Annotated in this window: 16 protein-coding genes; 8 read left to right on the top strand and 8 right to left on the bottom strand. The window is 47.1% G+C overall.

Annotated elements, in window-relative coordinates:
- The first annotated feature begins 259 nt into the window (after nucleotides 1-259).
- The 5 genes from AC5JBY_RS09190 (at nucleotide 260) to AC5JBY_RS09170 (ending at nucleotide 11,661) form a co-directional block, all read left to right on the top strand.
- On the top strand, nucleotides 260-5,071 hold the full coding sequence (locus AC5JBY_RS09190; protein WP_495904279.1) for a PKD domain-containing protein: 4,812 nt from the start codon (nucleotides 260-262) through the stop codon (nucleotides 5,069-5,071).
- A gap of 70 nt (nucleotides 5,072-5,141) precedes the next feature.
- Entirely contained in the window at nucleotides 5,142-9,500 is a 4,359-nt protein-coding gene (locus AC5JBY_RS09185) for a PKD domain-containing protein (protein WP_495904278.1), read from the top strand.
- 39 nt (nucleotides 9,501-9,539) lie between these two features.
- A complete protein-coding gene (locus AC5JBY_RS09180) occupies nucleotides 9,540-10,580 on the top strand; it encodes a PorP/SprF family type IX secretion system membrane protein (RefSeq protein ID WP_495904277.1) in 1,041 nt (346 codons plus the stop codon).
- Nucleotides 10,581-10,700: 120 nt separating this feature from the next.
- Nucleotides 10,701-11,174, top strand: coding sequence for a redoxin domain-containing protein (locus AC5JBY_RS09175; RefSeq protein WP_495904276.1), 474 nt, complete (start codon nucleotides 10,701-10,703; stop codon nucleotides 11,172-11,174).
- A gap of 142 nt (nucleotides 11,175-11,316) precedes the next feature.
- The gene (locus tag AC5JBY_RS09170; RefSeq protein WP_495904275.1) at nucleotides 11,317-11,661 is read left to right on the top strand and encodes a T9SS type A sorting domain-containing protein; all 345 of its coding nucleotides are present in this window, start codon (nucleotides 11,317-11,319) and stop codon (nucleotides 11,659-11,661) included.
- On the opposite strand, the gene AC5JBY_RS09165 is transcribed toward AC5JBY_RS09170, so the two are convergent.
- Entirely contained in the window at nucleotides 11,662-12,834 is a 1,173-nt protein-coding gene (locus AC5JBY_RS09165) for a class I SAM-dependent rRNA methyltransferase (protein ID WP_495904274.1), read from the bottom strand. It lies immediately after the preceding gene.
- A 258-nt stretch (nucleotides 12,835-13,092) separates the two neighbouring features.
- On the opposite strand from AC5JBY_RS09165, the gene AC5JBY_RS09160 reads away from it, so the two are divergent.
- The gene (locus AC5JBY_RS09160) at nucleotides 13,093-13,650 is read left to right on the top strand and encodes a nucleotide exchange factor GrpE (RefSeq protein ID WP_495904273.1); all 558 of its coding nucleotides are present in this window, start codon (nucleotides 13,093-13,095) and stop codon (nucleotides 13,648-13,650) included.
- A 14-nt stretch (nucleotides 13,651-13,664) separates the two neighbouring features.
- Entirely contained in the window at nucleotides 13,665-14,822 is a 1,158-nt protein-coding gene (gene dnaJ / locus AC5JBY_RS09155; protein WP_495904272.1) for a molecular chaperone DnaJ, read from the top strand.
- A gap of 65 nt (nucleotides 14,823-14,887) precedes the next feature.
- Here dnaJ and AC5JBY_RS09150 read toward each other — a convergent pair whose 3' ends face one another.
- The 6 genes from AC5JBY_RS09150 to AC5JBY_RS09125 all read right to left on the bottom strand — a co-directional run bounded on the left by AC5JBY_RS09150 (nucleotide 14,888) and on the right by AC5JBY_RS09125 (nucleotide 21,547).
- A complete protein-coding gene (locus AC5JBY_RS09150; protein ID WP_495904271.1) occupies nucleotides 14,888-16,645 on the bottom strand; it encodes a vWA domain-containing protein in 1,758 nt (585 codons plus the stop codon).
- Between the two features lie 63 nt (nucleotides 16,646-16,708).
- The gene (hpt, locus tag AC5JBY_RS09145) at nucleotides 16,709-17,245 is read right to left on the bottom strand and encodes a hypoxanthine phosphoribosyltransferase (RefSeq protein WP_495904270.1); all 537 of its coding nucleotides are present in this window, start codon (nucleotides 17,243-17,245) and stop codon (nucleotides 16,709-16,711) included.
- A 3-nt stretch (nucleotides 17,246-17,248) separates the two neighbouring features.
- The gene (locus AC5JBY_RS09140) at nucleotides 17,249-18,484 is read right to left on the bottom strand and encodes a glucosaminidase domain-containing protein (RefSeq protein WP_495904269.1); all 1,236 of its coding nucleotides are present in this window, start codon (nucleotides 18,482-18,484) and stop codon (nucleotides 17,249-17,251) included.
- 5 nt (nucleotides 18,485-18,489) lie between these two features.
- Nucleotides 18,490-19,128, bottom strand: coding sequence for an O-methyltransferase (locus AC5JBY_RS09135; protein ID WP_495904268.1), 639 nt, complete (start codon nucleotides 19,126-19,128; stop codon nucleotides 18,490-18,492).
- Nucleotides 19,129-19,149: 21 nt separating this feature from the next.
- Nucleotides 19,150-19,848, bottom strand: coding sequence for an LOG family protein (locus AC5JBY_RS09130; protein WP_495904267.1), 699 nt, complete (start codon nucleotides 19,846-19,848; stop codon nucleotides 19,150-19,152).
- 241 nt (nucleotides 19,849-20,089) lie between these two features.
- Complete coding sequence (locus AC5JBY_RS09125) at nucleotides 20,090-21,547, bottom strand: sodium:solute symporter (RefSeq protein WP_495904266.1); 1,458 nt, start codon at nucleotides 21,545-21,547, stop codon at nucleotides 20,090-20,092.
- A 182-nt stretch (nucleotides 21,548-21,729) separates the two neighbouring features.
- Between AC5JBY_RS09125 and AC5JBY_RS09120 the strand changes: the two genes are divergently transcribed.
- Nucleotides 21,730-22,269, top strand: coding sequence for an LOG family protein (locus tag AC5JBY_RS09120; RefSeq protein WP_495904265.1), 540 nt, complete (start codon nucleotides 21,730-21,732; stop codon nucleotides 22,267-22,269).
- On the opposite strand, the gene AC5JBY_RS09115 is transcribed toward AC5JBY_RS09120, so the two are convergent.
- Nucleotides 22,270-22,839: a hypothetical protein gene (locus AC5JBY_RS09115; protein ID WP_495904264.1), complete on the bottom strand. Its 570-nt coding sequence runs from the start codon at nucleotides 22,837-22,839 to the stop codon at nucleotides 22,270-22,272.
- Nucleotides 22,840-22,886 lie beyond the last annotated feature (47 nt).

Here is a 22,886-nt window from a genome sequence, read left to right as displayed (position 1 = left end):
TATATCAACAAGTCTTTACCTCAGCCCCCACAGATACAATTTATCTGAAATATACAACTACATGATTACGTTACCTGTGAACGTATACGGGTAATTGATTTTACTTAGTCAGCTGAAAGATAGCACATACCTGCCCCAATTAAACTGTTTCCCCGACAGTTCATATTAAGTTTTTTAATTTCTTTGCCCGCGTAAAGTCGTTAAATTGGTTTAAGCTTTACCCAACCACATTAAGTCATTTAAAATCCCCAATATTCCTATGAGGACTATGCATAGCCTCATATACCATACGGTATTTGCCGGCTGCCTACTATTATGTAGCAACCTCCTGCATGCGCAGGTTAAAGCGGGGTTTTCTGCTACCCCCGTTGCTGGTTGCTCCCCCTTAATTGTAAAGTATACAGACGAATCTACTGGCAACCCCACTTCCTGGCGCTGGGACCTTGGCAATGGAACTATTTCCTTTTTGCAAAACCCTGCTGCTACTTATTTCAATCCGGGCACCTATACGGTGAAGCTGGTAGTGCGCAACGGCGCACAGGCTGACTCCATCGTAAAAGTGAGTTATGTGACGGTGTATGCTTCGCCTGTAGTCAACTTCGCAGCTTCAGATACCACCGGTTGTTTTCCCTTAAATGTTCAGTTTACAGATCTCAGTACCGCTGGCGATGGCAATATCGTATCCAGGGAATGGGATTTTGGCGATGGTACTGTTTCCACCGACGTCAATCCTGAGCACCGCTATACAGCGGCTGGCAAATACACCGTATCACTGCGTGTACGCAACAGCTATGGTTGTACCCAAACGTTTACCCGCACACAACATATTCAACTGACCAATGGCGTAAAGGCCGACTTTGGCTTCATAGTGCCCAATAGCTGTAAGCCGCCTACCGCTGTACGCTTTACCAACAAAAGCACAGGCACCGGAACGCTTAACTATGTATGGGATTTTGGCGATGGTGTGACTTCAATCGATCTTAACCCTACGCATACTTATACTGTGGCGGGCACTTACTCGGTGAAGCTGCTGGTTCGCAACAACACGGGTTGTTCCGACTCTGTTGTTAAAGTAAATGCCATTAATATCGGCACGGTGAAAGCTGGCTTCTCTGTGCCGGCACTCATTTGCAGCAATACTTATTTCTCCCTTATCAATAATACTACGCCTGCGCCCGTAGGTGCTTTGTGGTCCTTCGGTGATGGTACTACCTCCACAGATTTGAACCCAATAAAGACTTACGCACAGGCAGGCACTTACACCATTAAACTGGTGAGTGATTTTGGCGCGTGTAAGGATTCTGTTACACAGACGGTAAGCGTAGTGGCTAAAACAAAAGCAGCTTTCGCAGCTGATGATAGCACAGCTTGTAAAGCCCCGTTTGCTGTACACTTCACTGCTGCTGCAGGAGCAGCAGGTTACCAATGGTTGTTTGGTGATGGTGGCCGTGATACAGGTCTGCAGGTTTCACACACTTACCAGGCAAATGGAGAATACGATGTTACGCTCATTGTTACCAATGCAGCGGGTTGTACAGACACGCTCGTGAAAAAGCAATACATACAGATCAAGGTGCCCCAGGTATCGCTGACAAGCTTGCCGCAGGAAGGTTGTTTGCCGTTTAACTGGCAACCAACATTTACAGTCAGTTCAGTAGACCCGCTGGTGAATTACGTGTGGCATTTTGGTGATGGCACTATTGCTACCGGCAATAACCCTGCTCATACTTACACACAACCAGGCACCTACACTGTGAAGCTGGTATATACTACTGCCGGTGGATGTACCGATTCTGTATCGGTAACTGATGGTATCCGCGTAGGCACGCAACCCATAGTAGCATTTACAGCTACACCGCGTGATGTGTGCGCCTTCCAGTCTGTTCAGTTTACCGATGGCAGCACAGGTGGCAAGACCGACCGCTGGCTCTGGTTCTTTGGCGATGGCAGTACTTCCACAGCACAACATCCTTCTCATATTTACCAGGATACTGGCTACTTCAACGTAAAGCTTATTGTTTGGAGTAATGGTTGCCAGGACTCATTGACTGTTCCCCGCTACATTCATATCAAGCCCCCTATAGCGCGTTTCATTACTGCACCTGTTGATTGTAGTATCAAATTCACGCGCCGCTTCACGGATCAATCTATTGGCGCTACTTCCTGGTTCTGGAATTTTGGTGATGGCAACACTTCTACTGAACGTCACCCTGTACATACTTATAACAACCCGGGCAGTTATATTGCCACGCTTACTGTAAAGAATGAAGGCTGCGAGCATACGACTTCAAGGCAGGTGGTGATCATCTCAGAAAAGGCCGACTTCATAGCAAACACTACAGAGGTTTGTAAGAATGTGCCTATCACATTGAACGCTGTAAACAGCCAGGCACAAAACATCTCCAGTTATGCATGGACTATTACAAAAGGCAACACCACTTATGGCACACCCACCGGCCGTACTATACAATTTGCTTTCCCTGCTGCAGGGCTTTACACCATACGCCTGATCATCAAAGACCTGTATGGTTGTGCCGACACGCTCAACAAACCTCAATACATTAAGGTAAATGGTCCTACTTCCGACTTCTCGGTGATCAATCCGGAAGTATGTACAAATACCACGATCCTGTTTGCCGACTCGTCCAAATCTGATGGCGAACATCCGATACAACAATGGAGGTGGAATTATGGTGATGGGGCTACTGAAACATTGACGGCCGGTCCTTTTCAACATACATATGTTAAGAGCGGGGTCTATCCTGTTCAGTTGACAGTGACAGATAACCTTGGTTGTACCGACACGCGCACCATTCAACATGCAGTTACTATTTCAAGACCAGTTGTGCAGTTTGAATCGCCCGACACATTATCCTGTACTGGTAAACCCGTGCGATTCATCAACCAAACCAGCGGCAACAGTCCTGTGTATACCTGGTACTTTGGCGACGGACAAACAACTGCCGCCACACAACCGGCTCATACTTATTTGCAGGAAGGAGACTACACCATCAAGCTGGTGGCCGATGATCGTTTTGGTTGTGCCGATTCACTGACCAAGCCACAATACATTCGTATCAGGGACCCGCGTGCTCATTTTGCGATGAGTGATTCGTTTGCTACCTGTCCGCCACTACGGGTAAACTTCACCAATCAGTCGCAGCACTTCAACAGCATCGAGTGGGATTTTGGTGATGGCAACAAATCGACGCTGGCCGATCCTTCGCATTTTTATACTTATCCCGGCGTTTATCGCGCCAAGCTCACCATTACGAGCCCCGGGGGTTGCGTGGACTCTTTGATAAAAATCATTACCGTGAAAGGACCGCAGGGAACATTCACGTACGACAAGACCAAAGGATGTGTGCCGACCGCCGTCGGATTCACCGCAAAGACCAACCAGGATGTTAGCCTTGTTTGGGATTATAATGATGGTACGGTCGAAGAAACCGACAACACAGTCATTACCCATACTTTCACTACAATGGGAGAATATCTCCCCAAACTGATTTTGATCGATGCACAGGGTTGTCGTGTTCCGGTTTTGGGAAAAGATACTATCCGCATTTATGGTGTGAATGCTGATTTCACCAACAGCAAAGATTTGTTGTGTGATTCAGGCCAGGTACAATTCACAAATAATACGGTTTCCAACGACCTGATCACCCGCTACAGCTGGTTGTTTGGTGATGGCGGCACCTCCACTGAAAAGAATCCTGTTCATAGCTATAAGCAATCCGGACAGTATACTCCGCAACTGGTAGTGACCACGCAAAATGGCTGTACCGGCACTGCCCGCAAGCCGCTGCCGCTGAAGATCGTACAAAGCCCGCTGGCCGCCATTCTGGGAGATTCAGGCGCCTGTACGCCGGCCCTTTTGCAACTCCGGGGAAGTCTGTTGCGGACCGATACCTCACAGGTGCAATGGCAGTGGGATTTTGGCAATGGGGTTACTGCACAAGTTCAAAACCCGGCCGCCGTAACGTATACAGCAACAGGGGCTTATACGTCCCGGCTTATCGTAACCAATAGTTCCGGCTGTGCCGATACCGTTCTCAAAACCGTGAACGCCTGGCCCATTCCTCCTGTCAATGCTGGAGCCGATCAGGCCATTTGCCGCAACAATTCAATTACACTTACCGGCTCCGGAGCCAGTCAATACACCTGGTTCCCGGCCACCGCATTGAGCTGCACCAATTGCCCTGCTCCGCTGGCATCACCTTTGGAAGACATTACTTACACCGTAACAGGTAAAAATAATTTTGGATGTGTTGCCACCGATTCTATACGGATACAGGTGAAACAACCGTTTACTATAGAGGTGGGCAAAGGCGATACGTTGTGTAAAGGAGAGTCATTCCGGCTCGTGGCTTCCGGTGCAGAAGAGTACTCCTGGAGTCCTTCTTTATGGATGGACAACAGCACCAGCAGCAACCCGCTGGTAAAACCAGATACTTCTGTTGTTTACCGGGTTATAGGGAGGGATAACCAACATTGTTTTGCCGATACAGGTTATATACCCATGGTGGTGTACCCTTATCCGGCCATCGAAGCAGGTCCGGATCAAACAATTCCGGTGGGCAACCAGGTGACTTTGAACCCGGTAATATCAAAAGATGTTACTGCACTGAAGTGGCGTCCATCGACAGGGTTGAACTGTGTTACATGTCCTACTCCGGTGGCGGCTCCAAAGCAAACTACAGCTTATACTTTGGAGGCCATCAATGCCGGAGGATGTATCAGCCGGGACAATTTGACGCTCTTTGTTTTCTGTAATAACGCCAATGTATTTGTTCCAAATACTTTCTCGCCCAACGGCGATGGCAATAACGACGTATTTTATCCAAGGGGGAAAGGAATCTTCAGCATTCACTCCTTCAAGGTGTTCAACCGCTGGGGCGACCTGGTGTTTGAACAGGTGAATATCCAGCCGAACGAAGTCGGCAAAGGCTGGACTGGCCTGCACAAAGGGCAACCAGCGCCGCAGGATGTTTATGTGTATGTAATGGATGTAGTGTGTGAGAATAATGTAACACTGAATTACAAAGGAAATGTGGCATTGATCCGATAACATGGTATCATTATTGTTTACGAGACGCGTACCCGTTGAAAATTGTCTGTAAACCACCAAACATCGCAACTTGACCAGAAAGCTGCTATTAATACTGTTATTATTTACGGGTATCCTATCGGCGCGTGCACAAGCGCCTGTAGCAGAATTCACCGCTGACAATATTTCGGGTTGTGCACCCTTGTCTGTCACTTTCAGGGATCAATCGACTGGCAGTCCTACTTTCTGGAACTGGGATTTTGGCGGAGGTAATCTTTCCAACCTGCAAAACCCGACTATCACCTTCGGTGCACCTGGTGTTTATTCTGTTACGCTGGTCGTACGCAATGGCAACGGCACGAATGGCATTACCAAGACAAGCTATATCACTGTCAATCCTTCTCCGCAGGCCGCTTTCGTAACTAATACTACTATTGGTTGCGCGCCCTCTTCCATTCAGTTTACCGACCAAAGCAACCCGGTGGCTGGTAGCATTGTATCCTGGCAATGGAATTTCGGCGATGGCAATTCTTCTACGCAACAAAGTCCTTCTCACCAATATACAGCTCCTGACTTTTATACGGTATCGCTAAAAGTTGTGAGCAGCACAGGCTGTTCGTCCGTCGTATCGGCCGGCCGGTATATCCGTATCGTACCTGGCATCATACCTGAATTCAGTTTCAATACGCCACCCACCTGCCGCGCCCCTTTCGCTGTCAACTTTACGAATCTTACCAGCGGACCTGGCACCATGAGTTACCAGTGGGATTTCGGTAACAGCTCTGGCGCTACCGGAGAAAGCCCTACGGGTACTTATACTGCTGCCGGCACTTATACGGTTACTTTAAATGCAACCAGTGAATATGGCTGTACGAACAGCATTCAGAAACAGGTGGACGTCAGCGGCACCGGCACCTCGTTTAATAGCCCTGATACTGTGTGTCTGAACAGTACCGTGAACTTTCAGAATGCTTCTTCCTCCCCACCTGTAAGTACTACCTGGGATTTTGGCAATGGTGATCAGGCTGCCACTACCAACGGTAGTAGCACTTACAATGCGCCTGGCATTTATACCGTGAAGCTGAAGAATGTATACACCAATTGCGTCGACTCTTTTTCCAAGCCATTGGTGGTGCTGGATAGGCCGATGGTTAATTTTACAGCCCCTGTTACTACTGCCTGCAAAGGGCCTTTAACGGTGAATTTTCAGGATGCATCGCCTGATGCGGTATCCTGGCAGTGGGATTTTGGCGATGGCAATACTTCTACTGCACAAAACCCATCGCATACTTACACAGCAGAAGGATCTTATAATGTTACGCTCAGCATTACAACCCGGCTGGGGTGTACCAATACGCTTACCCAACCTGCCTTTGTACGTATTATTAAACCTACAGTAGCTTTTGGCAATGCACCCAATGGTGGGTGTATTCCTTTCGACTTTACACCAACTGCCAATGTTATCACTGTTGATAATGTAGTTTCTTATTTCTGGGAATATGGCGATGGCTTTACTGCTACTACTACTGTTCCAACAGGTCCGCTGCATACTTATACTATTGCGGGCAACTATACTATCAAGGTGACTATTACCACTTCCGGGGGCTGTACTGAATCAGTAGAGCTTGTCAATGGCATACGCACCGGCACACCGCCTGCTTCCAATTTCACGGTTACCCCTATCGATGCGTGCGCATCGGACGTTATTAATTTTACTTTTGTGCCATCAGGTCTTACACCTGTGGATGAATATTTATGGAACTTTGGTGATGGTAACACTTCCGCACTGCAAAATCCTACATATACTTATACTGACAGTGGCTACTTCTCTGTTACAGTAACTGCCTATAACAATAAATGCCCCACAGCATCAGCAGCACAGGTAGTACACATCAAGCCACCCATTGCTCACTTTAGCTATTCAGTAACTTGTCCCAATGTAACGCAGGTAAATTTTGCCGACGAGTCTAAGGTGAATACAGCAGTGTATGGGCCGGTTACTTATTCATGGGACTTCGGAGATGGCACACCTGTCAATACAACTGTAGGTGCAGTGTCACACACTTACGCTGGCATTGGGACTTATAATGTATCACTGACTGTAACTTCCACCAATACAGGTTGCTCGCATACTTATTCACAATCAGTAGAACTCGTCAGTGAAAGTGCCGATTTCACGATCAGCAAGGCCACTCCGTGTAAGAACGAATTCATTACGCTTACTGCTATCAACAGTAATGCCTCCAACATAACACAATATACCTGGTCGGTAAATGGTCTGGCTGGTCCTTTTAACATAGGCGCCAGAACTGTCGACATCAACTTTCCCACTACCGGCACTTATTCTATCGGGCTGCGTATCACAGATGTCAACGGCTGCGAAAATACCAAGGTTATCACTGATGCAGTTACGGTATCCGGACCTACGGCCAATTTCACCGCGGCCACCCCAGGTAAGTGTACCAATGAAAGCGTCACCTTCAACGACCTGTCTACCACCACAGTTGGTATAAAAAGCTGGACCTTTGACTTTGGCGACGGCAATTCACAAACGTTTACAGCCGCTCCTTTCAGTCATACATATGCCGATACCGGCAGCTTTATCGTGAAGATGACTGTAACAGATATCAACAACTGTTCCGATACTTATACATTAACCGATACAGTTTTCATCACCAAACCTATAGCTGGCTTTACCAGTGATTATACTACCATTTGTCCGGATACCGACCTGCCTTTTAAAGATACTTCAATAGGCAAGGGATTAACCTGGCGGTGGGATTTTGGTGATGGTAATGTTTCAACTGTCCAGTCACCTATGCACCGTTATACTGCTACCAGCGGCACCTACTCTGTAAAACTGGTAGTGACCGACGCTTATGGTTGCAAAGATTCTGTGACCAAGGCAAATTATGTTACAGTGAAGAAACCTATACCTGCTTTCACTGTAAGAGATACCAGTTCCATTTGTCCGTTGCTGGAAAGCAAATTCACTTTCCAGGGTGCCGACTATGCATCTTTTTATTGGGACTTTGGCGACGGCAGCACCTCTACCCTCACCAATCCGAATCACTTCTATAACACGTATGGCGCGTATGAAGCCAAGTTGTATGTTGTAGGTTATGGCGGCTGTATCGACTCCGTGAGTGACACGATCAATGTATACAATCCGTTTACGGCGAGCGATATGAGTTATAGCCCGATTTCCAACTGTAATTCGCTGCTGGTTGATTTTTCACTCATCACACCTCCTTCTACCCGCTTTACTTTTTTCTATGGTGATGGTGGATTCGATGCTTCGCAAAGTAAAGCCTTCCAGTATTTTTACAGGGAGCCTGGCTTTTATGCACCCCGGATGGTGCTGCAAGATAGTATTGGCTGTGAGGTGGCATTGGGTGGGCCTAATACCATCCGGGTAATTGGTGCATTACCTTTGTTTGGTGTAGATAAGAAAAACTTCTGCGATGAGGGTACTGTTAATTTTGCCAATTTCACGATTGGCAATGACCCGGTAATAAGCCGCATCTGGGATTTTGATGATGGCACCACCACTACAGATCCTGATCCTGTACATACTTTCACCCGTCCCGGCACTTTCGTGGTTAAACACACGGTGACTACGCAAACTGGTTGTACCAATACCATAACAGATACCATCCGCATATATGGTACACCACAACCATTGATCGTGAGTGATACCGTAGTTTGTATCAATGATGTGTTGCCCCTGCAGGCATCGCTTATCGTTCCTGACACTGCCATTAGCTGGAAGTGGAATCTTGGCAGCAATGGTCAATCGACCAATCAAAATGTGTCTGTTAAATACTCGCAATCAGGAAACTATACCGTATCGCTTGAAGCGACCAATAAGCTGGGTTGTAAGGCCGACACATCAAAGAACATTTTTGTGCCGCCTACACCTGTAGTGACTGTAAGCGGCAACGTTACCCTGCCCGTAGGAACTGGTGTTACCTTGCCTGTCACTTACAGCCCCAATGTTGTTGGATATACCTGGACACCGGCCAATGGCCTAAGCTGTACGGATTGCCCCACACCGGTTGCCAATCCAAAGTCCACCACCCAGTACACCGTACGGGCTGAAGATATCTATGGCTGTTCGGCTACACAGAATGTTACAGTGACCGTTGTTTGTAATGAGAAGAACTACTTTGTCCCTAATACCTTCTCTCCCAATAATGATGGTAAGAATGATGTGTTCATGCCCAGGGGCAGCAGCATTGCCCGGGTAAACCGGATGCAGGTGTTTAACCGCTGGGGTGAAATTGTATTTGAGAAAAGGAACTTCATGACCAATGATGCATCGGCAGGCTGGAATGGAACCTATAAGGGAAAACCCGCAAATGCAGATGTGTATATTTACGTAATAGAATTTGTTTGTGAAAATTCAGCAGTTGTACCGTTCCGGGGTAACGTAACTTTGATCCGATAACCTATGAATCCAATATTATACCATACAAAACCGGGTATTATGAAAAACCTCAGAAGATGGAAACAGTATGCCTTTACGGGTATATTGCTGGGCGCCTTCTCTTTCACTTACGCCCAGGACATTCATTTCTCCCAGTTTTTTGAAGCGCCCTTACTACGAAACCCATCGCTGGCGGGTATTTATACCGGTGATATCAGGATCCAGGGTGTTTACCGCGATCAGTGGAACAGTTTTACCAATGCTTATCGTACAGGCTCATTGAATGCAGAATACAAAATGCCTGTAGGAAGAGGTGATGATTTTATGACCGTAGGCGGCCAGGCCCTTTTCGACAAGGCTGGTACAGTTGGCTTAAGTACGATACATCTACTTCCTGCATTGAACTACCACAAATCTTTGAGCAACGAGAAGACGATGTACCTAAGCCTTGGCTTCATGGGCGGCATCGTGCGCAAGAGTATCGATGTATCCAAGATGACCACTGACAATCAGTATGGCGGTGGAGGCTTCGATCCTTCGGCGCCTACCGGAGAAAATTTCACGGCGCCTAATTTCAATACCTGGGATGCCAGTGTTGGCATGAGCTTCAATACTACTTTTGGCGAAGACCAGAAGAACAGTATGTTTCTGGGCGCAGCCTACCATCACCTCAACAGACCTAAAAACTCATTCTACCGCAATGCTACTATTGAATTGCAGCCTAAATATGTGTTCTCAGCTGGCGTTACATTTGGCGTAGACGAGTACTCTTATTTTATCATCCAGGCAGACCACTCTACACAAGGCTCATTCAATGAAACCATTGGCGGCGCCCTTTATTCTTATAAACTTGGCGGCGATCCGGATAATGCCCTTTATACAGTTCATGCCGGCGCCTTTCTGCGTTGGAAAGACGCCCTGATACCCGTCATAAAACTTGACCGCCATCCGATTTCCATAGCGCTGAGCTACGATGTGAATGTTTCGCAATTAAAAACAGCCAGCCAGGGGCGTGGGGGCATTGAATTATCACTTTCCTGGATCAGCTTCCTGGATAGGCCTAACTCCAGCGAAGACAAGGTATTGTGTCCAAGATTTTAAGTGGCCCTTCTTTCATTTTTCCCGCTTCATTGATTAAAAATGTAGTTTCAGCGATTGCCTGTACCAAATAACCGGCTGGCACGTTATTTTTGTCTGACCTAAAAGCCTAAATGCAACAATATGAAAATTGAAGTCGGACAAAATGCCCCTGATTTTTCGCTGTACGATTCCGATAAAAACAAGGTGACTCTTTCCGAGTACAAGGGTAAGCAGGTATTATTGTTGTTCTACCCGCAGGCCTTTACCGGCGTTTGTACCAAAGAGCTGTGCACCGTGCGGGACAATATTGCGCAGTACGAACATGTAAATGCCCAGGTTTTTGGCATCAGTGTAGATTCGGTTTTTACGCTGGGTAAATTCAAGGCAGAGCAGACGCTGAACTTCCCCTTGTTAAGCGATTTCAATAAAGTAGTATCTGAGGCTTATGGCGCGCTGTATGAGAACTGGATCTTCGATATGAAGGGTGTATCTAAACGATCAGCTTTCGTAATCGATGAAGAGGGTGTGGTTCAATACGCGGAAGTGCTGGAAAATGCCGGTGATCTGCCCAATTTTGAGGCTATTGAGGCGGCATTGGCAGTAAAATTGACATAAATCAAGTGTTGGAGTTAACATAATTTTAAAACTTCCGGGGGAATGGGGAGAATCTCCCATTCCCTGGAATTTTTCAGCAAATGAGTTGTAACTTTAGTCAAAAGGAAATATCTTGGATATCAACCGTAAAATATTATCCTGCATGAGGATTATTTACACATTGTCCATTATCCTTTTATTGTCTAACGAGGTAAAAAGCCAGGAGCGCACTACGTCTCTCCCGGGCGGTGATCCTATTACCAAGATCATCCGTTTTTATCCCAACCCCGCCACTTCTTTCATAACCTTTGATTTTCAGAAGAGTTATGACAAATCTTATACGCTTCAGATATTCAATTTACCCGGTAAGAAAGTGCATGAAGTAACAGAGGTTACACCCAAAACGGTGGTCAACCTTAATGATTTCTTCCGCGGCATCTACATTTTCCAATTGCGCGACAAGGCCGGCAGGCTCGTAGAAGCCGGTAAATTCCAGGTTTCCAAGTAATTACATTACCTGTACTATCAGGAACTTTAGGTAGTGGGTGTTTTCCCATCCCCATACGATCGGGTGATCAGCTGACTGCGTTTGGAAGGTTACCTGCCTTAATTTCCGGCGGGCATCTTTGGCGGCCATTTGTATGATTTCCGTGAACATAGCCTGCGGTACCAGGTTGGTGCAGCTTGAGGTGACCAGGAATCCGCCGGGTTTCACCAGCTTCATCCCACGAAGGTTGATCTCCTTATAACCAGTAATGGCTTTCTGTATATTGTCTCTTGTCTTTGTAAACGACGGAGGATCAAGCATTACTACATCATAGCGCTTGTCTTCCTTACCCCAGGCTTTGAGCACATCGAAGGCATTGACACACTCAAATTTGCAGATCTTACCATAGCCGTTCAGCTCGGCATTGCGGTTGGCCTGGGCTACTGCATTGGCAGAAATGTCCAGCCCCAGTACCGATTTGGCACCATAGTGGGCGGCATGGATCTCGAAGGTGCCGGTATAGGTAAATGCCCCCAATACGTCGGCGCCTTTTACAATATGCTGGATAGCACGGCGGTTATCCTGCTGGTCGAGGAAGTACCCTGTCTTTTGCCCGTTTTCAATATCTACATGGAATTTCAACCCATTTTCTTCGATAACGATCTGGGTATCAAAGGGTGCTGACAGGAAGCCTTTTTGCTGGGCCAGCCCTTCCAGTTCCCTTACGGGTACATCATTGCGCTCATAAATACCCTTGGGTTTAAATATCTTTTCCAGCGCCTTCACGATGGCGGGTTTCCACACATCGATTCCGAGGGCAAGGGTCTGAATTACAAAGTAGTCGTTGAATTTGTCGATGATCAGCTGTGGCAGGCTATCGGCCTCACCAAAGATCAGCCGGCAGTTCTCTACATAGCCAAGTTGCTGCCGGTATTCCCAGGCTTGCTTGAGCTTTTGGTAGAAAAAGTCTTCATTCACCACTTCCTGCTTCTCGCGGGTAAGAATGCGCACAGGTATTTGTGACTGGGGGTTCAGGTATCCTTTGCCTACGAACTTTTTATCATGCGTAAACACTTCTACCACATCACCTGCTTTGGCATCTCCATCTATCAGGTTCACTTCATTTCCGAAAATCCAGGGATGGCCATTTACTACACGGGGACTGATCTTCTTTTTAAGAACAACACTTGTCATAGGGCGCAAATGTAAGCAGAAGTCGGAAGTCTGAGGTAGGAAGTATGCGGTAAGAGGCCAGAACTTCGAAATCTGGCGCCTTACTTCTGACATATTACTTTGGTTCTCTCTGCCTTTTTGACCTTAAAGGCTTAATGGCAAAATAATTGCCCAACATGGCTTTGCTAAGCAAAACTTGTATTTTTACAGTTTGGCATCCCGGCATTGGGAAAAGCAGCCATTTTTGCAGTAATAAACGAGAAAAATATAGATACACCTATGACAGAAAAAGAGCCTTTGAACCAGGGTAATGGTGAAACCATGGATATCAATACCGACGATAGCGTAAGTGGGTCTACCCACCTGAATGAGCCTGTGGCCAATGAAGATGAAATAGAAAAGCTCAAGGCCGAGGTACAAGAACTGAAGGAAAAGTACCTGCGCCAGGTAGCCGAGTTCGACAACTTCAGGAAAAGAACAGCGAAGGAAAGGCTGGAATTGATACAAACCGCTGGTAAAGACGTGATTGTTTCCCTGCTGGAGGTGCTGGACGACTCAGATCGCGCCGAAAAACAATTGCAAACCAGTAATGATGCAGCTGTTATCAAAGAGGGTGTGAAACTGGTATTCACCAAGATGAAGAATACCCTGCAGGCCAAAGGACTGAAACCCATGCAAACCATCGGTACCGAGTTTAACCCCGATCACCATGAGGCGATCACTGAAATACCCGCCGCTACGGAGGAAATGAAAGGCAAGGTAGTAGACGAAGTAGAAAAGGGCTATTACCTGAATGATAAGATCATCCGATTTGCCAAAGTAGTAGTAGGTAAATAATTCAAAAACCCATCATGTCGAAAAGAGATTATTACGAAATACTGGGCGTAGCCAAAGGCGCTTCAGCGGATGAGATTAAAAAGGCCTACCGCAAGGTGGCTATGCAATTCCACCCCGACCGTAACCCCGGCGATAAGGCTGCCGAGGAAAAGTTCAAGGAAGCAGCAGAAGCTTATGAAGTGTTGAGCGATGCAGATAAGCGGGCACAATATGACCGTTTTGGTCATGCCGGATTAAGTGGTAATGGCCGTGGCTATGGTGGCGGACAGAGCGCGGAAGATATCTTCAGCCAGTTTGGAGATATTTTCGGCGATGACATTTTTGGTAACTTCTTTGGTGGTGGCGGCGGCAGAAGAGGCGGTGGCCAACGTACCCGCGGCGTGCGGGGCAGCAACCTGCGCATCAAGCTCAAGCTCAACTACGAAGAAATAGCCAAGGGTTGTACCAAACAGATCAAGGTAAAAAAATATGTGCCCTGTACTACCTGTAGTGGCAGTGGCGCTAAAGATAAGAACAGTGTACAGACCTGTAATACCTGCGGCGGCAGCGGACAGGTGCGCAAAGTGACCAATACCTTCCTGGGACAAATGCAAACGGTGACTACCTGCCCTACCTGTAATGGTGAAGGCTCTACGGTTACCGCTAAATGTACTGCCTGTAAGGGTGAAGGAAGGGTATACAGTGAAGAAACTGTAACTATCGACATTCCGGCCGGCGTACAGGAAGGTATGCAACTTAACGTTGCCGGCAGGGGTAATGCTGGTGAACGCGGTGGCGCTCCCGGCGACCTGATCATCCTTATCGAGGAAGAACAACACAAGGAGTTGCACCGTGACGGATTGAATGTAGCTTATGAGCTGCACCTCTCCTTCCCCGATGCTGCCTTCGGCACCAACGTGGAGGTACCCACCATCGATGGACGCGCCAAGATCAAGATACCTGCAGGCACACAAAGTGGTAAAATATTCCGGCTGAAAGGAAAGGGTTTCCCCGCTGTAAATTCTTATGAAAAGGGAGATCAGCTTATCTATATCAATGTATGGACGCCGCAGAATATGACTGCAGAAGAAAGGGCCATGCTGGAAAAGCTGAACAATTCACCCAACTTCAAACCACAACCGGATAAATCGGATAAGAACTTCTTTGATAAAGTGCGGGAGATGTTCTCGTAGAGATTGTAAACGTATTTTTTAGACCTGATAGGCAAGCCTGTCAGGTCTTTTTATTTTATACAGCTTTATTCTTTCAGCTTCTTCTTTTTTCTATTGCCGTATATCTTTTTGGCCTTAGCGATCATGGTGATGAACTCTTTCTGTATCGCATCCTGTGGGTTGTGTGCTTCAGTGGCAATGAGCGCTGCATCATTCCAGTTCACCATGCGCATATAAGGAGAACTCTTCAGCATGCCAGCGAACATGGTAACTGCTGTAGCAAACTGATAGCAATCCGGCAGTTCAGTAAATGCTGTCAAAGAAACAGGCACTGTATAGCCTGTAGTTCGAGCTATGGAATCACCAGGAATTTTATAGTTCAACGTTGCTTTTGCCAAGCCATCTTTAGCATGCCCCCAATCGTAAGATTGACTGAGTGGCACCAGTTCAAACATCGCCAACAAGGAGTGACCTGATCCGACTTCACCACCCTCTACTTCGCTTAATGAGTCGGCCAGTGCATTTACTTTGTTGTCAAAACCTATGAGCCGGTAATCTTTGATTACTGAAGGGTTGAACCACACGTTCAGGAAGGCATCATCGGCTACTGTATAAAGGGTTTGTGTAAGTTCTTTTACCAATACCTTCTCTGCTTCTTGTTCATTGTCGAGGTAGGCGAAGTTACCGTTGCCTTTCTTGGCCAGTATCTCCAGTTTGGAATCTTTATAATTGCCCATACCAACGCCCAGGCAGGTAAGGTAGATGCCCGACTGTTGGTGCTGGGTGATCATCTTCTCCAGTTCATCTTCCGATGTCTGGCCCACATTGAAATCACCGTCAGTTGCCAGGATCACCCTGTTGTTACCGCCGGGGATAAACTGGCTTTTTGCCAACCGGTAGGCCGTACGTATACCCGACTCACCGGGTGTAGAACCACCAGGATATAACTCTTCAATGGAGCGCCTGATCTTGTCCTTCTCTATACCCGAGGTAGGTGTAAGCCACACGCCCACGGTGCTACCGTATACAACGATGGACACTGTATCTTTTTCCCGGAGGTTATCGACCAGCAGTTTGAATGCCGACTTCAGTAAAGGCAACCGGTTGGGCATATCCATCGAACCTGATACATCGATCAGGAACACCAGGTTGGTGGGCGGTATTTTTTCCGGGTCGATCTTCCGGGCACTGGCATGCAGGAATAATAACCTGCTTTGCTCATTCCACGGGCAATCGGACAGGTAAGACTTGAAACCGAAAATACTGTCACGAGCAGGCGCAGTATAATCGAAACTGAAATAGTTGAGGAGTTCTTCTATGCGCACGGCATCCGGGGGCACTTGTGTATTCATGCCCAGGAAACGCCGGATATTGCTGTACGAGGCTTTATCCGTGTGGATAGCGCATCCGGTTTCAGGATATTTCCGGGCCGGCATAAATTCATTTTCCACCAGGGAGCTATATGTTTCCCCGGTAATGGTGCGTTTATGGAGGTCTGCCTGGTCGAGGTTGCGGGTAAAAGAAACCAGTCTGTTCCGCTGTACGTTGGCAGAGGAATAAAGCATTTTAAGGATGATCGTTTGGTATTTGGCTGCTTCCAGCTTAACGCAAACGGGTTGATAGCCTTCGAGGGAAATGGTAATAGAGTCTGCCTGCCGTGTAGACAGGATACCAAAGGAGCCACTGCTGCCAGAGTAGTAAAGATACCGGGTGGAATGCAGGAGTATTTTGGCGTTGGATAATGCGTTCTGTTTTTCATCCCGAACCTCTCCGCGCAGGTAATATTGCGAAAAAGCAGGAGAAATGGTTATCAATAACAAGGATATGGCGACAGCAATTTTCAAACACGGGGTTGTTTAGAACGTAAACCGGCCCAATAACAGGCCTTTCTGCAATCATTAACGGTTCTATTCCACCAGTTTGTATATTTCCCGGATATTTCTTCCTAATCCATCATAATCCAGTCCGTACCCAACGACGAACTTGTTGGGTATTGAAAAGCCAAGGTAGTCAATAGGGATGGGAAAAACGGTTGCTTCAGGCTTGTGCAACAAAGCTACGATTTTCATGGAGGCAGGCTGCTGATGTTTCAGCTGGGGCAGGAATTCGCTCAGGGTTTTGCCTGTATCAACAATATCTTCTACTATAACTACTTCTCTTCCAAAGAGATCTGTATCGAGACCAATAGCAGTGATCACCTGTCCGCTGGATTTGGTGCCTTTATATGAAGCCAGCTTGATAAAACAGATCTCGGCATCTATAGCCAGTTCCTTGAACAGGTCGGCGGCAAATATGAAAGAGCCGTTGAGGATGGCAATGAACAAGGGGCGCTTACCGGCATAATCTTTATCCAATTGCCCGGCCAGGGCTTTGATGCGGGCAGCAATCTCGTTAGCAGTCAGGTATGGTTCAAACTCCTTATCGTGTACACGAATAATGCTCATAGGTTAGTTTTTGTAAATAATCAGCTCCTGTCCGATCTTCAGTTCATAACCTGTCATTTTATTCCAATCTTTCAGTTGTTCTACGGTAATGCTGTATTTCCGGGCTATGCTATACAGGGTTTCTTTGGTTTGGACCGTATGGGTAACGTAACTGGCTGCAGGCGCTTCTGTGCGCGGCCGCTGAGTAGTAACCTGTGCTACCACTGGCGCTACTTCGCTGGCCAGCCTGGGCCTTGCGGGCGCTTTGAATTGCAGGTACAGTGCTTCACCGGGCGCTACCACATCCTGCCCCTGCAGGTGGTTGTGGTCCAGCAAAGATTCGAACCGGATACCTTCCGTCTGGCAAATATCATACAGCGTCTCGCCTTGCTGCACAATGTGCTTTTCACTGGCGCCTACTTTTCTTTTGCGCTGGAGGAATAGCAATTGACCATCAACGAGTATATCTTCTTTGTTGAGGTCGTTGAAATCCATCAGACGCCTTAACGATACATCATATTGTTGGGCTATGGCCAGCAAAGCAGTGCCTGACTTAGCATAGATTACTTTAGTATTGTTGATCGTGAACTCCCCCTCGGGCCAATTGACTTTAGGTATTTCTTTCACCTCTTCCTCTACCGCATTAAACGGAGCGATCACTGCAGGACCACCAGCCAGGGTGCCGTCTGCTTCTGTGGGCTTCTTGGGATTGCCTGCCAATATCTCATCCTGCGGAGCAATCTTGCCCAGCGCAATTAAAGAATATTGCTGCAGGTTATAGTCTTCTATAAGCTTGATGATGATCTGTGAGTACTTGATGTTGGTAGCGTATCCTGCTTTCTTCAGGCCATAAGCCCAGCCTTTGTAATCGGTGGGGTCCAACTGGAACAGGAATGCATAGCGGGTACTATTCTTCAGGAAGTTGGAATGGTCCATGTAAGAGTCGTTGGAGGAAGCATAACTGCGGAAGCACTCACCGCGGGCATCGTCGTCGTGATACACTTTATCGCCCACCCAGGTGGCTTTGCACTTGATACCGAAATGATTATTGGACTTCAGCACCAGGTCCGACTTGCCTGCCATGGTTTCATGGATGCCCTGGGCCAGTTTGATGGAAGCCGGCACGCCTGTGCGCACCATTTCCTGCATTGCCAGTTCTTTGTAAAGATTGATATACCCGTAAATATCATCGCTTTTCTGAGCCTTCGTCCACAGAGATGCCAATAATAGTACTACAATCAATAAGCGTTTTAACGGCATGGATCTTATTTTTTGCGGATCAACAGTAAACCATCGCGGATGGTAAGTAACACATTTTCTACGCGTTCGTCCTGTTGTACCCGTTCATTAAATGCCTGAATGGCTTTTGCACTTTTACCGGTAATGGGCTGTTCGAGTACCTGACCATGGAATAGAACATTATCTGCCAATATCACTCCTCCTTGTTTCACAGCCGGCAATACCAACTCGTAATAGTCGGTGTACCCCACCTTATCGGCATCGATGAATACCAGGTCCCAGGTTTCTTTAAGGGTGGGAATGATCTCTAACGCATTCCCCGTGTGCAAAATTATCCTTTCAGGGGCATTTGACCTATCGAAATTTGCCCTGGCGACTGCAGCGTCGTCTGGGCGTAGCTCGATGGTATGCAAGAGGCCATCTTTTGACAAACCTTTAACAAGACAGAGGGCACTATAGCCGGTAAAGGTGCCAATCTCCAGGATGCGGCGTGGCTGTAGCAAGGCGCTGATCATTTCGAGGAATTTGCCCTGTACCTGGCCACTGAGCATGTGGGCATGCGGGTGGGAGGCCTGGGTTTGGGCAGCAACCTCCTTCAGCAACTCATCTTCGGGGGAAGAAAAGCGGTCAGCATAGGACTGTACCAACGGGGAAAGGATATCCATCCCCGCAAAAATAGGGCTTTATTAGAAGTTGGGTTGTAAGGGGTGCTTGGTGTAGAACTGCAATACATGTTCAACTACTTCTTCCGGCGTATCGGCGATCTTCAGCAGGTCCAGGTCGCCGGCGGAGATATTATTGGCTTTTTGGAGCATGGTTTCTTTCATCCACTCCATCAATCCTCCCCAATACTGTGATCCGAAAAGAATGAGGGGTACGGGTGACATCTTGCCGGTTTGGATGAGGGTGGCTACTTCAAAAAATTCGTCCATCGTACCAAAGCCTCCCGGCATCATTACAAAGCCCTGAGAGTATTTGGTAAACATGACCTTGCGGACAAAGAAATAATCGAAGTTCAGGTTGGCATCGCGGTCGATAAAGGGGTTCGAATGTTGCTCGAATGGCAACTCGATGTTGAGTCCTACCGATTTACCGCTGCCTAATTGGGCGCCTTTGTTGGCTGCTTCCATGATACCCGGGCCGCCGCCTGAAATGATACCAAAGCCTTCTTCGGCCAGTTTGCGGGCAACATCTACCGTGAGTTCATAATAAGCATGTCCCGGCTGGGTACGGGCTGAGCCAAAAATGGATATACAGGGACCGAGTTTAGCTAATGTTTCGAAGCCGTCTACGAATTCGGCCATTATTTTGAATATCTGCCAGCTTGAGTGTGCTTTTGATTCGGACCAGCGCCGTTGTTTAGAGATCTTGATCGTTCCATTCATACACTAAATGTTTAGAGGTTTTAAGTCCAGCTAATTGGGCTAAAGCCCGGTAAAAACGCTGAGACTTGTGTCCCCGGCCCTAAAGGGACCGGGCAATTCTTTCTCGCCCAAGAGGAGGCATCTCTGTTGTGTGGAGGAAGGTGCGACCGCTGGCAAGCGTAGACTACAATGCCATCCGCTGAGTGGATGGCATTGTGTGGTTAACCACTTGTATGATTAACGAATGAATGAAATAATTAGTTTATGCAGTAGCTGTTTTTTTTGAAATCATTAAGAGTCCGATGAAGGTAAGCAGGCCGTTGATGATGAGCAGCTCCAGGCCGATCTCGAAAGAACCGAATATCTGCTTCTGGTATTTATCCAGGATAAAGCAAACAACCGGCGCCGCAATACATATGATGGGTACAGTTTCATCGCGGACTACTCTTTTAGTGAGAATGCCGAAACTGAAGAGTCCCAATAATGGTCCATAGGTATAGGCGGCCACTTTCAGGATTACACCGATCATACTGGGATTATCGACCCATCTGAAGATCATTACAAACAACAGGAAGATAACGGCAAAGGTGAGGTGTACACGCTGGCGTACTTTCTTCTTGTGTGCATCTGACCAGTTTGTGTTGCGTTGCATGCCGATGATATCGATACAGAATGATGAGGTAAGGGCAGTAATAGCTCCATCAGCACTGGGGAATAATGCCGAAATAAGGGCAATGATGAAGATGGCTGAAATAACGGGGGGCATGTGTTGCAGTGCAACGGTGGGGAACAGCTTGTCGCCGGTAGCCGTAAGGCCTTGTTGTGCTGCAAACAGTTGCAACAAACCGCCCAACACCAGGAACAGCAATATTACTCCCAACATGATCAGCGACAAAGTCACTACATTCTTCTGTGCATCCTTCAGGGTCTTCACTGATATATTCTTTTGCATCATTTCCTGGTCCATGCCGGTCATCGTGATGGTAATAAAGGCGCCTGCCGCTATCTGCTTGAGGAAGAAGAACCGGCTGCTGGGATCAGTAAAGAATATTTTAGAATACCCCTTATCACTCATGGCTTCGAGGCTTTGCCCCAGGCCCATGTCCATCGTCTTTAGAATATACACTACACATATTACCAATCCTGCCAGCATACAGGTTGTTTGCAGGGTATCGGTGTATACAATGGTTTTAACGCCGCCTTCATAGGTATACAACAATATCATCACTAAGATGATGAGTGTGGTAAGCCAGAAAGGAATATTAAAGGGTGCATTGCCAAGGATAGCATCCTGTAAGATTTTTACTACAAGGTATAAGCGGGCCGTAGCTCCCAACGTTCTTGACAGGATAAAGAAAGAAGCACCGGTTTTATAAGAAGCAAAGCCCAAACGTGTGCTCAGGTAGTTATAAATAGATGTAAGGTTCAGCCGGTAATACAAGGGCAGTAATACATAAGCGATCACCAGGTAGCCGATGAGGTAACCCAGCGTGATCTGAAAGTAAGCAAACGATTCTTTTCCTACAGCGCCCGGTACACTCACGAATGTAACTCCACTCAACGAGGTGCCGATCATACCAAATGCCACGAGCATCCAGTTGGAATTGCGGTTACCAATGAAGAATGAATCGTTATTGGAATTGCGGGAAGTAAAGTAAGCCACTACCAGCAGTAACACGAAATAACCAATAACAAAGGAGAACAGCAATGTAGGGGACATAGATGAATATTAGTTAACAAACATACAGCAGAAACGGGTCTGAAGATAATAAAATTGTTATCAATTGAACGCATTCCTCTTATCTTAGCTGCCCTGAAGTGCACCACTGTGGCCTGTTTCATTGTATTAACCCCATGAATCAGGCTGTTTGGAGCAGGGATTAAAATATTCAATATAGCTATATGAAGATAGAAGCGGTAGCGGTTTTCTGCGGATCAAAGACAGGCAAAAACCCTGTATTCGATCAGCATGCGGCAGAACTTGGCAAATACATTTCCATGCTGAACATGAAGCTGGTATATGGTGGCGGAAAGAAAGGCCTGATGGGCACTGTAGCAGATGCCGTGCTGGCACAGGGAGGTAAAGTGATGGGCGTTATTCCCAAGTTATTGATCGAATGGGAGCATCAGCATGAAGGATTAACGGAGCTGGCCATTGTACCAGATATGCATACACGTAAGCGAATGATGTATGAGATGTGCGATGCTGCCATCGTATTGCCTGGTGGATTTGGCACGCTGGATGAGTTGTTCGAGATGATCACCTGGAATCAACTGAAGATCCACGATAAAAAGATATACATCCTCAACTCAGCTGGTTTTTATAATCACCTCATCAATCACCTGAAGCAAATGCAGAAGGAAGAGTTTCTGTATGAAACGGTATCGGAGCGCATCATTGTATGTGAAACGCCGGTAGAGATATTCAACATCATCAGCTAATCAGAATCCGATATTGTAACCAAAGTTGTAGAAGGCGCGGTTACCATAAGGTGAGCGGTCTTCCTGCAACAGGTCGTACTGCACCATGATGATGAAAGCACCACGGCCTGCAGGGATAGCTGCGCCTGCGCCTCCCAATAAAGAAGGAACTATCTTACCGTCCAGTTTCTGATCTGGCGTGCCATCATAAAATTTGAACTTACCCCAGTTATAGTTTGCTTCCGGCTGGATTTGCAGGAAGAGGTATTCTATGGGGTATACACGTCCAAACACATTGAGACCAGCCACGCCATAGTTTTCCTTATACTCCGGCGTATAGAAGCGGTAGCGATAGCTGGAATAGATGAAGTTAAGACCTACGCCTGCCGCCAGGTAGGGGTTGAAACGATAGCCTATTTGCGGTGATACATTGATCAGGGTGCTGTTACTGCCGAATCCCAATCCGAAGTTGCCACCAAAGAAGAGCTTGCTCTTGTCGAAACCTCCCTGCCGTTCTTCGTCCTGGGCGAGGGTAGTAAAATGCAAGGTGGTAAGAAGGGTTACAGCGAGCAGCAACGATTTCCTGTTCATATGGATTGAATTTAGACGTAAATAGAAATGCCCCTGCAAATATACAG

The organism is Paraflavitalea sp., from assembly GCF_059502485.1.
This window is presented reverse-complemented; position numbering and strand designations above follow the sequence as displayed.

Bases quoted from the DNA above. Each gene is read 5' to 3' on its own strand.
- AC5JBY_RS09190 (WP_495904279.1), top strand. From the start codon at position 260: ATGAGGACTATGCATAGCCTCATATACCATACGGTATTTGCCGGCTGC.
- AC5JBY_RS09180 (WP_495904277.1), top strand. From the start codon at position 9,540: ATGAAAAACCTCAGAAGATGGAAACAGTATGCCTTTACGGGTATATTG.
- AC5JBY_RS09175 (WP_495904276.1), top strand. From the start codon at position 10,701: ATGAAAATTGAAGTCGGACAAAATGCCCCTGATTTTTCGCTGTACGAT.
- AC5JBY_RS09170 (WP_495904275.1), top strand. From the start codon at position 11,317: ATGAGGATTATTTACACATTGTCCATTATCCTTTTATTGTCTAACGAG.
- AC5JBY_RS09165 (WP_495904274.1), bottom strand. From the start codon at position 12,834: ATGACAAGTGTTGTTCTTAAAAAGAAGATCAGTCCCCGTGTAGTAAAT.
- AC5JBY_RS09160 (WP_495904273.1), top strand. From the start codon at position 13,093: ATGACAGAAAAAGAGCCTTTGAACCAGGGTAATGGTGAAACCATGGAT.
- dnaJ (WP_495904272.1), top strand. From the start codon at position 13,665: ATGTCGAAAAGAGATTATTACGAAATACTGGGCGTAGCCAAAGGCGCT.
- hpt (WP_495904270.1), bottom strand. From the start codon at position 17,245: ATGAGCATTATTCGTGTACACGATAAGGAGTTTGAACCATACCTGACT.
- AC5JBY_RS09140 (WP_495904269.1), bottom strand. From the start codon at position 18,484: ATGCCGTTAAAACGCTTATTGATTGTAGTACTATTATTGGCATCTCTG.
- AC5JBY_RS09135 (WP_495904268.1), bottom strand. From the start codon at position 19,128: ATGGATATCCTTTCCCCGTTGGTACAGTCCTATGCTGACCGCTTTTCT.
- AC5JBY_RS09130 (WP_495904267.1), bottom strand. From the start codon at position 19,848: ATGAATGGAACGATCAAGATCTCTAAACAACGGCGCTGGTCCGAATCA.
- AC5JBY_RS09125 (WP_495904266.1), bottom strand. From the start codon at position 21,547: ATGTCCCCTACATTGCTGTTCTCCTTTGTTATTGGTTATTTCGTGTTA.
- AC5JBY_RS09120 (WP_495904265.1), top strand. From the start codon at position 21,730: ATGAAGATAGAAGCGGTAGCGGTTTTCTGCGGATCAAAGACAGGCAAA.
- AC5JBY_RS09115 (WP_495904264.1), bottom strand. From the start codon at position 22,839: ATGAACAGGAAATCGTTGCTGCTCGCTGTAACCCTTCTTACCACCTTG.